Annotated in this window: 12 protein-coding genes; 2 read left to right on the forward strand and 10 right to left on the reverse strand. The window is 74.2% G+C overall.

All coding sequences use genetic code 11. From position 1 onward, the window contains the following. Positions 1-130: 130 nt before the first annotated feature. The 7 genes from NQZ70_RS15100 to NQZ70_RS15130 form a co-directional block, all read right to left on the reverse strand. Positions 131-469: a hypothetical protein gene (locus NQZ70_RS15100; protein ID WP_129574832.1), complete on the reverse strand. Its 339-nt coding sequence runs from the start codon at positions 467-469 to the stop codon at positions 131-133. A 139-nt stretch (positions 470-608) separates the two neighbouring features. Then, positions 609-1,178, reverse strand: coding sequence for a hypothetical protein (locus NQZ70_RS15105; protein ID WP_129574833.1), 570 nt, complete (start codon positions 1,176-1,178; stop codon positions 609-611). A gap of 105 nt (positions 1,179-1,283) precedes the next feature. Beyond that, a complete protein-coding gene (locus tag NQZ70_RS15110) occupies positions 1,284-2,195 on the reverse strand; it encodes an SH3 domain-containing protein (protein ID WP_129574834.1) in 912 nt (303 codons plus the stop codon). 78 nt (positions 2,196-2,273) lie between these two features. Further along, positions 2,274-4,622, reverse strand: coding sequence for a DUF4340 domain-containing protein (locus NQZ70_RS15115; protein ID WP_129574835.1), 2,349 nt, complete (start codon positions 4,620-4,622; stop codon positions 2,274-2,276). Further along, on the reverse strand, positions 4,622-6,343 hold the full coding sequence (locus tag NQZ70_RS15120) for a GldG family protein (RefSeq protein ID WP_129574836.1): 1,722 nt from the start codon (positions 6,341-6,343) through the stop codon (positions 4,622-4,624). Before NQZ70_RS15120 ends, NQZ70_RS15115 begins: the two co-directional genes overlap by 1 nt. Then, on the reverse strand, positions 6,343-7,089 hold the full coding sequence (locus tag NQZ70_RS15125) for an ABC transporter permease (RefSeq protein ID WP_020734894.1): 747 nt from the start codon (positions 7,087-7,089) through the stop codon (positions 6,343-6,345). Before NQZ70_RS15125 ends, NQZ70_RS15120 begins: the two co-directional genes overlap by 1 nt. Further along, positions 7,086-8,153 (reverse strand): ABC transporter ATP-binding protein, encoded by a 1,068-nt coding sequence (locus NQZ70_RS15130; RefSeq protein ID WP_129574837.1) that lies wholly within the window; start codon positions 8,151-8,153, stop codon positions 7,086-7,088. Before NQZ70_RS15130 ends, NQZ70_RS15125 begins: the two co-directional genes overlap by 4 nt. Positions 8,154-8,438: 285 nt before the next feature. Between NQZ70_RS15130 and NQZ70_RS15135 the strand changes: the two genes are divergently transcribed. Both NQZ70_RS15135 and NQZ70_RS15140 read left to right on the forward strand, forming a co-directional pair. After that, complete coding sequence (locus NQZ70_RS15135; RefSeq protein WP_061616525.1) at positions 8,439-8,906, forward strand: DUF3293 domain-containing protein; 468 nt, start codon at positions 8,439-8,441, stop codon at positions 8,904-8,906. A gap of 129 nt (positions 8,907-9,035) precedes the next feature. Further along, complete coding sequence (locus NQZ70_RS15140) at positions 9,036-9,476, forward strand: hypothetical protein (RefSeq protein WP_020734897.1); 441 nt, start codon at positions 9,036-9,038, stop codon at positions 9,474-9,476. A gap of 89 nt (positions 9,477-9,565) precedes the next feature. Here the strand turns inward: NQZ70_RS15140 and NQZ70_RS15145 are convergent, their stop codons facing one another. The 3 genes from NQZ70_RS15145 to NQZ70_RS15155 are packed head-to-tail and all read right to left on the reverse strand — an operon-like array spanning position 9,566 to position 12,682. Continuing rightward, positions 9,566-10,270, reverse strand: coding sequence for a response regulator transcription factor (locus tag NQZ70_RS15145; RefSeq protein WP_044988231.1), 705 nt, complete (start codon positions 10,268-10,270; stop codon positions 9,566-9,568). Between the two features lie 50 nt (positions 10,271-10,320). Then, a complete protein-coding gene (locus NQZ70_RS15150) occupies positions 10,321-11,331 on the reverse strand; it encodes a cell wall metabolism sensor histidine kinase WalK (RefSeq protein ID WP_129574839.1) in 1,011 nt (336 codons plus the stop codon). Between the two features lie 40 nt (positions 11,332-11,371). Further along, on the reverse strand, positions 11,372-12,682 hold the full coding sequence (locus tag NQZ70_RS15155; RefSeq protein ID WP_129574840.1) for a thymidine phosphorylase: 1,311 nt from the start codon (positions 12,680-12,682) through the stop codon (positions 11,372-11,374). Positions 12,683-12,788: the final 106 nt, after the last annotated feature.

Raw genomic sequence — 12,788 nt, forward strand, 5'->3', positions numbered from 1 at the left:
CGAGCGACGCGCACGGCTCAGCCGGCAGGGGCGCGCCCGGCAGGACGGTCCACCGCCGGCGAGGGGGGCGCGTCGTGGTGGGCTGAAGGGGCTACGCGGGCCGCGCATGGCACGCGTAGCCCGTGCTCGATCACTCGAACTGAGCGTAAACCGCGAGGGATACGAGCGGTCCGGCGCACCGACCGAGGTTCTCCAGCGGCCGGTTGCATCCGGAGATATCGACGTCACGTCCGTCGCACACGAACTCGTCGTCGATGCAGGAGATCGCCTCGTCGAACTGGTCCTCGCAGCCTTCGTACTCGGAAGTCCGCTCGGCGTCCTCGAGGGCGTCGATACACTCCACCTCGTCTCTCTCGCTGCACGATCCGGTGCAATCGCACTTGTCTTCGCACAGACCCGAGGGAGAGGCCCCACAGCCCGCGAGCATGGCGAGCGCGAGGGCGACCGTGAACGAGAGGGCGAGCTTCAAGGGCGGTTTCCTCCAACCTGGCCGCGCGGCGCGCGAGCTACGATGACGCCGCCCCTCTTATCGCGTTCGCGGAGGAGGTACAAGCCGGACGTGGGTTGCGCGCGGGCGCGCCAGGGGCCGGCGCGCCCGCATGAGCATGTCAGTTCCGCGGGGCACCTTCGGCCTGCGCCGGCCAGAGACGGCGGAAACCGACGCCGACGATGACCCCGTCGTCGCGCTGCACCAGCCCGCCGAAGCGGCATTTCTCGACAAGTATGCCTTCGGCCAGATCGCCGCCGTCCTGAAACCGGATGTGTTGACCCTCGCTCAGGGCTGCAAAGACGCGCGCGTCCGCGGCGACGGCGACGAGCGACTCCGGGGAAGGGACGCGCAACGGCGCGAGGTCCGAAGGACGGGCCCGGCGAACCAGCCCCCGGTGGGCCGCGGAACGCCCAGGAACGGTGCGCTTTCTTGTGTCCTGGACGGAAACTATTGCCTCGGCAGCGTCGATCCACACATCGACCACGGCGCCGCGCCGGAAGAGGACCACCCCGGGCAGCGCCTTGCCCGCGGCGGTGGTCAGCAGGACCAGCTCGCCCACGCCGGGCTCGCTCGACGCGCGCCCGCCGAGGCGCTCGCGCACCGCGTCGACCGTGGGCTTCGCGGCGGCGGACGCGGCGCGATCGGGGCGGCCCAGGGAAATCACCGGGAGCGACAGCTTGCGCGTCATCGGACGCCGCCATTCTACGCGAACCGACGCGCGCTCGCCCGGTCGTGGGTCTGGAATCCGCGCCTGACGACGCCGCCCGCACGGGGCAGCGCCCGCGCCGGACGGCTAAAGGCCGATGGCGCCGCGGTACATCCAGCCAGTCTTGCCCCGGTGCTCGACCTTGTACCAGTCGTTCTGCCGGCCAATGAGCTTGACGCGCGTGCCGCGCACGAGGCGCATGACCACATCGCCCTCCTTGGGCGCCCCGCGGACGAGCGCGGTATCCCAGCTCACCGTGGCCAGGCCGCTCACGGCGGTCTCGCTCGTGGTCGTGCCGGCGGCCCGCTCCTGCTCCTCGCCGCCGGCTTCCGTCTTCGCGGCCTCCGCGGCCGCGCCGGGGGGGTGGAACGTGGCGGTGTACACGAGGGAGTAGCGGCGGTACTTGTGCGGGACCTCCTCGAGCGAGACGTTCGAGAACTCGCGCGCGGCGCACTGGAGAATGCCGCTGACCGTCGAGGCGGACAGGCTCGTCTTCTTCCCCTTGACGACCTGGACCTCTTTTTTCTCGAAGTTCAGCTCGAAGCCGATCGGGAGCTTGCCGTCGGCGCCGAGCGCCGCCGGACACTGGGCCAGCTCCTTCAGCCGGGGCAGCGCGATCGGGTCGAACTGGAGCTCTCCGCAGTCCTCGATCTTCTTGTTCTTCTTGTCGGAGCAGCGCGTGATCCTGCCGGGGCCGACCACGACCTGCTGCTGGTTCTGCGCGGGCTCCGGCGGCTTGGCCTCGGGCTCCGCGGTCCCGGGCGCGGCCGCCGCGGGAGGGGGCGCGGCCGCCGCGGCCGCCGTCTCGGCGGTCGGCTTGAGGTCGCCGGGGACGCTCGGGCCGATGCGGACCCCGGCGAGCTTGGGCCAGGCGACGCCCACGACGAACCCCACGAGCGCGATCACCCCGACCCGCGACCAGACCGGCTGCTCGTCGCCGGGACGGGGGATGTCGACCGTCAGCGGGCGCTGCCGCTTCGCCATGTCCGCCTTCGCCATGTCCACCACGTCGCCTAGCACAGCTGGGTCGCCAGAACGAAATAGTACGAAACAGTCCGCTCCGCCGAGCAGGGCCGCTCAGTCCGCGCCCGCGACGCCCGCCGCCTCGAGCAGCGGCCTCACCCGGGACCGCGCGATGGCGTAGACCGCGCTCACGCCGTCGCGGCGGGCATAGAAGACGTTCGTGCCGCGGAAAGCGTCGCCCGCGCCGATCGCGATCGTGAACGACCCCTCGGACGAGCGCGGCGCGCCCGCGCCGCCTGCGCCCGCCGGCGCGGGCTGCGGCCGGGCCAGCTCGATGGCGACCCGGAGCCGCGGCGGGTCGAGGCCGTGGTGCCGCTCCGGCGAGCCCAGGGCCACGGCGCCCTCGGCGCGCAGATCGGCGAGCGCGTCCCGGACGCGCGCGGCGGTCGCGGTGGCGCTCGCCGGATCGGCCGCCCCCGCGACGGTGAAGCCGTGCGGAGAGCCCTCGAGCACGACCGGCTTGCCGTCCCGCGGGGTCAGCGTCACCCGCGCGACATCCTCGGGCGCGACGAGGAAGACGTCGCGGCGGAGCAGCAGGCGCCCGGCCGCGGCCTCGAGCGACGGCGGCGCGACGAACACGGCGGCGCCGCCGCCGGCGCGCGCGAACGAGCCCGCCCCGGCGTGCGCGCCGAGCTCCACCCGCGCGGCGCGCGACGCCGCGCCGCCGTCCTCCGGCGCCGCGGTGAGCTCGGCCTCGATCACGAGCCGGGGCGCGGCGAGCCCGTAGCCCTGGGCGGCGTCCGAGGCGACCCAGCGCTCGGCCTTGAGGCCGGCGAGCTGCGCGGCGAGCTCGTCCGCGAGCCCGCCGTCGGCGGCCAGGCCCGCGCCGGTCGGGTCGACGAGCTGCCACTCGCCCTCGCCCGTCCGGCGGAGCCGCTGGACCAGGCCGGCGCGCTCGATCCGCAACGCGCTGACCTGATCCGGCGCGAAATCGAACACCTCCATCGAGCGCAGCGAGACCGCGGAGGGGAGGAGCGCGCCGGCGGCCGCGGCCGGGAGCTCGGCGATCGCGCCGTCCTCGAGCCGCCGGACGCGCACCACGCCGGCCTGCTCGGCGCCGATCTCGAGCGTCTCGATCCGCTCCTGCGGCTCGCCCTCGCCGGCCGCCGCGGGCGTCGACACGACGCGGAGGGTGGCCCGCGGCGGCTCAAGGCCGAGCGCCTTCGGGTCGCCCGCCGCGGGGAGGAGGCGCGCCGCGCGCACGTCGAGGATCGCCTGCACGACGGCGCGGCCCGTCTCGGTCGGGACGGGGCGGTCCTCGGGGGCGCGCAGGTGCCACTCGCTGCCGGCGCGCGCGAGCTCCAGCGAGGGCGCGCCGGGCTCGCCGGCCGAGAGCTTCACCTCGGCGACCTCGTCGAGCGGCGCGGCGACGAGGGCGAGGTCGACGAAGCGCGACGCCTCCTCGGTGAGCGGATCGAGCGCGCTCGCGGGCACGCACGCGGCCGCGCGCGTGGGCTCGCGCCGCACCGCGACGACGTGGTCGGGCCTGTCGGGGCAGGCGCCGCCGACGTCGATCACGCCGGGCTTCGCCGAGGGATCGCTCGGCAGGAGCGTCAGCGTGACCCGGGGGCCGCCGGAGGCCGCGGCCTGCTCGGCCTCCTCGTCGGAGAGGAACGCCTCGGCCTGCATGCGGCCGAGCGCCGAGAGCACGAGCTCGAGCGCCGGCGCGCTGACCCGGACGCCGCTGCCCTCGGGCGAGCCCTCGGCGAAGCGGAAGCCGGCGCCGCGGCCGCCGCCCCACGGGGCGCGCGAGAACCGCCGCGAGCCGCCCGCGCCCTCGAGCGTGAGCCCCGAGAGCTCCGACGGGAGGTAGGGGACGAAGCTCCGGGTGCGAAAGCGATCCGGCGGCACGTCGAGGGCGGCGGCGAGCTGCTTCGTGATGACGAAGACGCCGCGGCCGGCGACCTCGGCGTAGACCGCGCCGGGCGGCGTCGGGGCGCCGCCGCCGAGCAGGAGCCGCTCGCGGCGCGGGCCCATCGCGAGCGCGATCGTGAGCCGGGGCGCGGTGAGGCCGAGGGCGGCGCGGTCGCTCGCCTCCGCGGAGACGCGGCGCTCCGCCGTCGCGAACTCGAGCGTGCCGAGGAGCCGATCGACCGTGGGCTCGTCGGCGGGGTAGCGCTGGCCGTCGATCTCGACGCGCCACGGGCGCTGGCCGGCGTCGTCAACGTCGCCGCGGGTGAGCCGCGCGGTCTGCTGCGCGGCGGGCGGCGCGCCGGGCGGCGCCACCGTCACGGTGAGCTCGGTGATCTCGTCGGGGCGCCACGCCTCGAACAGGTGCTTCTTGCGGCGCTCGGCCTCGTCGGTCGACACCGCGCCCCGGTCGAGCACGAAGAGCGCGACGGCCGCCGCGGCGGCGAGCGCGACGAGGATCAGCGTCGTCGCGTGCCGGCGGAGGCGCCGCATCACGGCGCCCCTTCGCGCTCGGCCCCGCCCGGCGCGCCGCGCCCGGCCGGCGAGCCGGGGCCGCGCTTGTCGTCGGGGCCGCCGGGGCGGCGCTCGGAGCCGCGCCGCGAGAGGTGCACGGCGAGGCCCAGGAGGGCCGCGGCGAGCGGCATGTAGACGACGACGTAGCGGAAGACGCCGGCGAGCGCGTCCTCGCTGAGCCGGAGGCCCGCGGTGACCGCGGGCTTGTCGGGGATGTCGAGCATGGGCGGGCTCGCGGCGAGCCAGGAGAGCGCGCTCTCGACGAACACGGCCGTCCCGCGGAGCTCGGGGCTCTGCCAGTTCGCGCTGTAGAGCGCGCTGGGCGAGCTGACCACCACGACGCGCGGCCCGTGCGCGGCGCTGGACCCCGCGGGCTTCGGCAGCTCCGCGGCGTAGGCGACCGTGAGCGGCCCCGGGTGATCGCCGTCGCGCGGCTTCGGCTCGGACGGGTCGCGGGCCCAGCCGAAGAAGTCGACCATGCCGAAGGCCTTGTCGCTCGTGACGAGCAGCGGCGCCGGCGCCACGGGCCCGCTCGCCGCGGGCCCGAGCGAGCTGGCCACCGTGAGCACCGGGCCGAGCCCCTGGTCGGCTGCCTTGACGAGCCCCTCGGTGATCGGGTGCGGCCTCACGACGGGCGAGAAGGTCTCGCCGAAGCCCTGCGTCGAGCGGAGCTTCGGGTCGAGCTCGAACACGAAGTCGGACCGGAGCTCGACGCCCGCCACGGCGAGCAGGCCCGCGAGCCGGAGGTCCACGTACCGCTGCTCGCTCTCGTCCGGCACCGGGCCGATCGCGAGCAGCGCGCTGCCGCCCTTCTCGATGAACGCGCGGTAGCGGGCCACGTCGCCGGGGGGCACCGGCTGGCTCGGCCCGGCGAGGACGAGCACGCGGCAGCGGCCGAGATCGGCCTCGGGCGCCGGCTCCTCCGGCGCGGCGCCGGGCTCGTCGCCGTGGTCGTGGTCGCCGTGGTCGTGGCCGCCGCGGCCGCCGCCGAGCTCCACGACCTCGTAGTTGTTCTTGTTGAGCCGGTCCTTGAGCGCCGCGAGCCCGTCGGCGCCGCCGACGTCGATCGACTTCTCGCCGTGGCCGCTCGCGAAGCAGACCCTCGGCCGGTCGCTGCGGAGGACGCTCCGGATCGCGCCGGTCAGCGCCTGCTCGAGCCGCGGGCGGGCCCGCAGGTCGTCCTCGTCCTCGACCTCGACGAGGTCGCTCGCGCTGAGGAAATGGGGCCGGTCCCCGCGCGCGACGATGATCGCCGCGTCCGTGACGATCCGCCCGTCCTCGGTCTTGCCCGCGACCACCCCGTAGCGCTGCTGCACGGCGAGGAACTCCGCCGGGCGCCGGTCGGGGTCGGTCACCGCGACCTCGAGCCGCGTCGTCTCGGCCCGGTACGCGTCGAGCAGGTGCCGCACCGAGAGCGTCAGGGGGTCGGCCTCGGAGAGCAGGACGTAGACGCGGATCGGCTCCTCGAGCGCGCGCAGCGTCGAGACGGTCGCGTCGCTCAGCGTGTACAGGCCGCCCTGCGTCCAGTCCCAGCGCTTGTAGTGGCGGGCGACGAGCAGGTTGACGAGCACCGCGAGCACCATCGCCGCGATGATCCCGACGCTCGTCGAGAGCTTCTCGCCGAGCGAGGTGCCCGGAGGGACCCGCGGAGGCGGGCTCTCATCGTGCGCAGACGGAGGATCGGGCCGCTCGTCGCCCATCAGCCCCACCTCCACGCGTCCACCGCGCGCACGGTCACGAACAGCGGCAGCGCGACCACCGTCGCGTCGAACACGAGCCGGCGCAGGTCGACGATCCCGCGGGAGAAATCGTTCATCTGCGTCCAGACCGAGACGTAGGAGCAGAGGTCGTGCGCCGGGCCGTCCGGGAAGATGAACTCCCCGATGCCGAGGATGAACAGGCCCATCACCGCCATCGTGCTGAGCACCGCGGCCATGAGCTGGCTCTTCGTGAGCGCGCTCGTCATCGTCCCGATCGCGAGGTAGCCGGCGCCGACCGCGACGACGGCGAGGTAGCTCGACCCCACCACCCGCCAGTCGAGCTCGCCCGTCCTGGCGATGAGCACCACGTAGAGCAGCGTCGGCGCCCACATCGCGACGTACGTCACGAGCGCCGCGGCGTACTTCGCCAGCACGACGCCCGCGGAGCCCACCGGCGCCGTGAGGAGCGCCTCGATCGTGCCGCTCCGGCGCTCCTCCGCGAAGAGGCGCATCGTGAGCAGCGGGCACACGAAGAGCAGCGGCAGGTAGATCAGGATCGTCTGGCCGAAGAAGACCTGCACGGGCCCCGTGTCGGCGGAGAGCTCTGCCTCGCCAGCGAACTGGGTCGCGATCAGGAAGAAGTGCACGCCCTGCACGAGCAGGAACGTGGTGATCAGCACCCACGCGAGCGGCGTCACGAAGAGCGAGAAGAGCTCCCGCTTGAAGATCGGCCAGAAGCCCCTCACCGCCGCTCCTTCGCCGCGCCGCCCGCGCCGCGCCGAGCGGCGCTCGCCTTTTTCCGGGCCGCTCGTCCGGCGCGCGCGTCGGCGTCGCCCGCCGCGGCCGCGCCCGGCTCGCCGGCGCCGCCCTGCGCGTCGCCTTGGGCGGTCAGCTCGGAGAAGACCTGCTCCAGGGATGGAGCGCGGGGGACGAGCTCGCGCACGCCGAGGCCCGCGCCGACGAGCGCGCTCACGAGGCGCTCGGTCGCCTCGCCCGGGTCGGCGCCGGCGTCGAACTCGACCGTGAGCCGCGCCGCGTCGCCGGCCGCCTCCGCCTCGGCCGAGCGCACCCCCGCCGCGCCGCGCGCCGCCGCGAGCGCCGCGTCCGCCGCGCCGCGCACCGCGACGCGCACGCCGGACGCGCGGCGCATCGCGCGGATCTCGTCGATCGAGCCCTCCGCGACCAGCCTGCCGCGGGCGATCACGACCGCGCGCGTGCACGTCGCCTCGACCTCGGAGAGGATGTGCGTCGAGAGGAGCACCGTGCGGTCGCGGCCGAGCCTCCGGACGAGCGCGCGCACCTCGCGGATCTGGTTGGGATCGAGGCCCGCCGTCGGCTCGTCCAGGATGAGCAGCGGCGGATCGCTGACGAGCGCGTCCGCGAGGCCGACGCGCTGGCGGTAGCCCTTCGAGAGGTGGCCGATCATGACGCTCGCGACGTCCTCGACGCGCGCGTCGCGCAGGGCGCGCGCGACCGCCTCGCGGCGCGCGCGCCGCGGCACGAGCTTCAGCTCGGCGCGGAACGCGAGGTACTCCGCGACGCGCATCTCCGGGTAGAGCGGCGACGTCTCGGGCATGTACCCGAGCGACGCCCGCGCGCGCATCGGCTCCTCGGCGATGTCGTGGCCGGCGACCCGCACCCGGCCGGAGGTCGCGCCCAGGAACCCCGCGAGGATGCGGAGGGTCGTGCTCTTGCCCGCCCCGTTCGGCCCGAGGAACCCGACGATCTCGCCCTGGCTCACCCGGAAGGAGAGGTCGCTCACCGCGAGGTGGGCGCCGTAGGACTTGGAGAGGTGCTCGACCTCGATCATCGGGACATCGGAGCGCAGGGGGTCAGGGCGGCCGGCGCGGCCCGCGCGGGCAGGCCGGGCGATCGCGCGGAACGCTTAGCGCACCGGGCGGGGCAGGGGAAGCGCGCGCCGGCTCCGGCGCGCCGCCGGCGGCGCGGGACGCCGGCGAGTAGCCAGAGCGGCGCGTCTCTGGTAACCCTCCGCCGTCGCGCCCGGCGGCCCGGGCGCTCACGCCATGGGCCCCTCTGCAAGGCGACGCACCCGGTGCGCCGAGCGCCGCGGCCCCCTCACACCCACCGCTTCACGATGGATCAGACGCTCCTCCGGTCGTATTTCTCGACCATCTACGAGTTCCCCACGGCGGCGGGGACGCTGCGCGTCTCGCTGGACGGCGAGATCGTCCAGGATCAGGCCGGGCTCCCCGACCTCCTGACCCGCAAGTTCGCCGTGCTCACCGCCTACAACCCGCGCTCGATGTTGATCCCCCGCCGGGTCAACGATCAGCGCCACCACGTCCTCCGCGATCTCTTGATCCTCGGGTGCTACCGGGTCGAGCCGTGCGTCGGCTCCGAGGCGGAGCCGGAGGGCATCTGGCGCGAGCCGGCCTGGCTCGTCCACGGCATGGACCGGGACGAGGCGATCGCCTTCGGCCGCGTCTTCCGGCAGAACACGATCGTGTTCGCGCAAGGCGGCCGGCCGGAGCTCATCATCACGGATCCCACAGCCGACGACATCGGCCGAACTTTCCAGGGCAACTGGCGGGTTCGAGCATGACCCGCGCGGCGCCCGCGGACGCGGGACGCCGATTCCATGTTGAAACATACCCGCAAAATGTGGGTTCATGCCGTGGCGTTTAGGGATGGGCGGACCGGCCTCGCTCACCACATGAGGAGACACAGCAGAATGCGCACCCAGGTCACCCTCGCGGCGCTCGTCGCCGCGCTCGGGCTCGTCGCCGGCGCTGGCGGCTGCGGCCAGAACAAGGTCTCGGAGTGCAACGCGCTCATCGAGGTCATCAACAAGGGCGTCCAGAGCATCGAGAAGGGCACCAAGACCGGCGCCGATCAGGGCGGGTCGAGCGAGCTGAAGGCGATGGCCGACGCGATGGACAAGGTGGCGGCCGACGCGGCGCAGGTGAAGCTGACCACCCCGGAGCTGCAGAAGTTCTCGGGCGAGTACCAGGCCATGGCGAAGGACGTCGCCAAGGCGGCGCGCGATCTCGCGACCGCCGCGGACGCGAACGACGCCGAGAAGAGCAACACCGCCCAGGCCGCGATCGAGAAGGCGATCAAGCAGGAAGACCCGCTGGTCGACAACATCAACAAGTTCTGTCAGGCGCCCTGACGGGCGCTCTGCCCGGAAGGGCGCGCGCGTCGACGAGGGCGCGCGCCGGCCGAGCGCGCCCTCGCCGACGCGGCCGGCGAGGCCCGCGATCAGGGGACGAAGCGGTAGCCGACGCCGCGCACGGTCAGGATGTGGCGCGGCGCGGTCGCGTTGTCCTCCAGCTTGTTGCGGAGCTGGAGGATGAAGTTGTCGATGGTGCGCGGGGTGCCGTGGTGCGTCGGGCCCCACACCTTGGCCTGGATCTGCTCCCTGGACAGCACCCGGCCGCCGGCCTCGGCGAGGCAGAGCAGGACGTCGAACTCGGTCGCCGTGAGCTCGATCAGCGCCTCGCCGCGGCGGACCTCGCGCGTCGCCGCGTTGATCACGATGTCGCCGGCGCGCAGCTGCGCCCCGTCCGCGCGCGCGATCGCGTCGCGCCGGAGCACCGCCTTCACGCGGGCGAGCAGCTCGGCCAGGCTGAACGGCTTCGTGATGTAGTCCTCGGCGCCGAGCTCGAGGCCCATCACCTTGTCCATCTCGGCGCCGCGCGCGGACAGCATGATCACGGGCAGGGTGCGCCGCTCGTTCCGGAGGATGCGCAGGAGCTCGAAGCCGTTCAGGCGCGGCAGCATCACGTCGATGATGATGAGGTCGATCCCGCCGGCGCGGGCGAGCGCGAGCCCGCGCTCGCCGTCCTCGGCCACCTCGACGCGGTAGCCCTCGGCGGTCAGGTTCATCTCGAGACCCATAGCGATGCTGGGATCGTCCTCGACGAGCAGGACGGTCCGGGCCGGTGCCTGAGGGTTCCGGGTCATGCTGAGCACGTCCTCTAGCATGTCCATGTCCGGACCGGAGGCGGCCGCGCCTACGGCGATGCGTCCGCCCTGACGCCGTGATCCGCCGCCTCGGGGGGCGCCTCGGCGACGGCCGGCGGCCTCGCGGCGGCGGTCGCCCTCGCCGAGCCCCGGAGCGGGAGCACGAGCGTGAAGGTGCTGCCCTTCCCGGGCTCGCTTTCGACGAGGATCCGACCCCCGTGTGCCCGGATGACGTGCTTGACGATGGACAGCCCGAGCCCCGAGCCTTCCTGCTGCCGGGCCAGGAGGTCGTCGACCCGGTAGAACTTCTCGAAGATCCGCTTGTGCTCCTTGCGGGCGATGCCCTTGCCGTTGTCGCGGACGGTGATCAGCGCCGACCGTTTGCTGACATGGGCGGAGACGCTGATCTTCCTCGGCTGACCGCCGTACTTGTAGGCGTTCGAGAGCAGGTTCACGATCGCGTCGACGAGCGCGCTGCGATCGCAGATCACGGGCGGGAGGTTCGCGTCGACGGAGACGTCGAGCTCGACGCTGCGCTTCTCGCGGGTCGGCTCGAAGGCGTGGATCGCCTCGTGGACGACCACCCCGAGGTCCTGCTCCGAGAGCTCGTAGACGCGCCGGCCGCTCTCCATCCGCCCCCAGTCGAGCAGCCGGTCGATGAGCTGCTGGAGCCGGGCGCTCTCCTTGGTGAGGGCGTCGATGCAGCGATCCTCGCTGTGCGCGTCGCCGCGCCGGAGCTTGAGCGTCTCGGTGAACATCCGGATCGACGTGAGCGGCGTGCGCAGCTCGTGCGAGACCTTGGACACGAAATCGGCCTGGAGCTCGGACAGGTTGCGCTCGCGCCGGAGGAAGACCCAGACGAGGATGACCCCGGTCGCGAGCGTCCCGCAGAACGTGAGGACCAGGATCCCCACGATGAGGTTGTACTGGGCCTCGCCGAGCACGAGGAGGAGGAAGCCGACGCCCGACAGGAGCACGCCGGGGATGATGACCAGGTAGACGAGGAGCTGGATGATCCGCCGGTAGCCGAGCGTGGTGAGGTCGCGCCGCGGGGTCCGCATGCCGGGAGCTTAGTGGGCCGGCGCGGCGGCCGCGAGCGGACTACGCTTCGATGCGCTCGAGCACGAGCGCGGGCGCCGGGGCGAGCGCCGGGCCGAGCTGGAAGGCGGCGCGGACGCGATCGGCCGCGGCGCGGGCGTCGTCGGCCCGGCGGGCGTGGATGCGGGCGAGGGGCGCCCCGCGCTCCACGCGATCGCCGCGCACGGCGGCGAGCTCGACGCCCACGGCGGGGTCCACGCGCTGGTCGGCGCGCGTCCGCCCGGCGCCGAGCGCGACCGCGGAGAGCCCGATCTCCAGCGGATCGACGGCGACGACGTACCCCTCGCCCTCGGCCGCGACGTCGATCACGACCGGGGCGCCGGGCAGCCGGCCGGGGTCGTTCACCACGGCCGGATCGCCCTTCTGCGCCGCGATCATCCGCGCGAGGACCTCGGCCGCGGCGCCGCTCGAGATGGCGGCCTCGAGCTTCGGCCGCGCCTCGGCCGCGCTCGCCGCGGCGCCGCCGGCGATCAGCATCTCCTCCCCGAGGGCGAGCGTGCACGCGACGAGGTCGCCCGGCCCGCGGCCGTGCAGCACCTCGATCGCCTCGCGGGTCTCGATGGCGTTGCCGACGGCGCGCCCGAGCGGGGCGCTCATGTCGGTGAGCAGCGCGGAGACGCGCTTTCCGGCCGCGGTCCCGACGCGCACGAGCGCGGTCCCGAGCGCGCGGGCGTCGTCGAGGGTCTTCATGAACGCGCCCCGCCCGACCTTGACGTCGAGCACGAGCGCGTCGATGCCCTCGGCGAGCTTCTTCGAGAGGATGCTCGCGACGATGAGCGGGATCGACTCGACCGTGGCCGTCACGTCGCGCAGCGCGTAGATGCGCTTGTCCGCAGGCGCGATCCGCGCGGTCTGCCCGATCATGCACGTCCCGACGTCGCGGACGACGCGCGCGAACGTCGCGGCGTCGAGCGCCACGTCGAACCCCGGGATGGCCTCGAGCTTGTCGAGGGTGCCGCCCGTGTGGCCGAGGCCGCGGCCGGACACCATCGGCACGGGGACGCCGCAGGCGGCGACGAGGGGGGCGAGGCAGATCGAGACCTTGTCGCCGACGCCGCCGGTGGAGTGCTTGTCGACCTTGCGTCCGGGCACGTCGGACAGGTCGAGGACGTCGCCCGAGGTGAGCATCGCGCGGGTGAGCGCGACGGTCTCCGCGTCGTCCATGCCGCGGAAGAAGACGGCCATGAGCAGCGCGCTCATCTGGTAGTCGGCGAGCTCGCCGTCGCCGTGGGCGCGGACGAGCCGCGCGATCTCGTCCTCGGACAGCCGCCCGCCGTCGCGCTTCCGCGCGACGAGCTCGACAAGGGTCTGCATCGCCCTGGAGCTTAGCCGTGTTCGACCCTATTTGTCCCCGACGCGCGCATCCCTATGGTCGCCGGGAGCGCGCGGGCCGCCGCCGCGGGAGAGCGGACGCGGCGCC

It is taken from the genome of Sorangium sp. So ce836 (assembly GCF_028553905.1).
In the GTDB taxonomy this organism is placed as follows: domain Bacteria; phylum Myxococcota_A; class Polyangia; order Polyangiales; family Polyangiaceae; genus Sorangium; species Sorangium cellulosum_D.

Excerpts from the sequence above, each read along its gene's own strand:
- NQZ70_RS15105 (WP_129574833.1), bottom strand. The coding sequence starts at position 1,178 with ATGACGCGCAAGCTGTCGCTCCCGGTGATTTCCCTGGGCCGCCCCGAT.
- NQZ70_RS15110 (WP_129574834.1), bottom strand. The coding sequence starts at position 2,195 with ATGGCGAAGGCGGACATGGCGAAGCGGCAGCGCCCGCTGACGGTCGAC.
- NQZ70_RS15115 (WP_129574835.1), bottom strand. The coding sequence starts at position 4,622 with ATGCGGCGCCTCCGCCGGCACGCGACGACGCTGATCCTCGTCGCGCTC.
- NQZ70_RS15120 (WP_129574836.1), bottom strand. The coding sequence starts at position 6,343 with ATGGGCGACGAGCGGCCCGATCCTCCGTCTGCGCACGATGAGAGCCCG.
- NQZ70_RS15130 (WP_129574837.1), bottom strand. The coding sequence starts at position 8,153 with ATGATCGAGGTCGAGCACCTCTCCAAGTCCTACGGCGCCCACCTCGCG.
- NQZ70_RS15135 (WP_061616525.1), top strand. The coding sequence starts at position 8,439 with ATGGATCAGACGCTCCTCCGGTCGTATTTCTCGACCATCTACGAGTTC.
- NQZ70_RS15140 (WP_020734897.1), top strand. The coding sequence starts at position 9,036 with ATGCGCACCCAGGTCACCCTCGCGGCGCTCGTCGCCGCGCTCGGGCTC.
- NQZ70_RS15145 (WP_044988231.1), bottom strand. The coding sequence starts at position 10,270 with ATGACCCGGAACCCTCAGGCACCGGCCCGGACCGTCCTGCTCGTCGAG.
- NQZ70_RS15150 (WP_129574839.1), bottom strand. The coding sequence starts at position 11,331 with ATGCGGACCCCGCGGCGCGACCTCACCACGCTCGGCTACCGGCGGATC.
- NQZ70_RS15155 (WP_129574840.1), bottom strand. The coding sequence starts at position 12,682 with ATGCAGACCCTTGTCGAGCTCGTCGCGCGGAAGCGCGACGGCGGGCGG.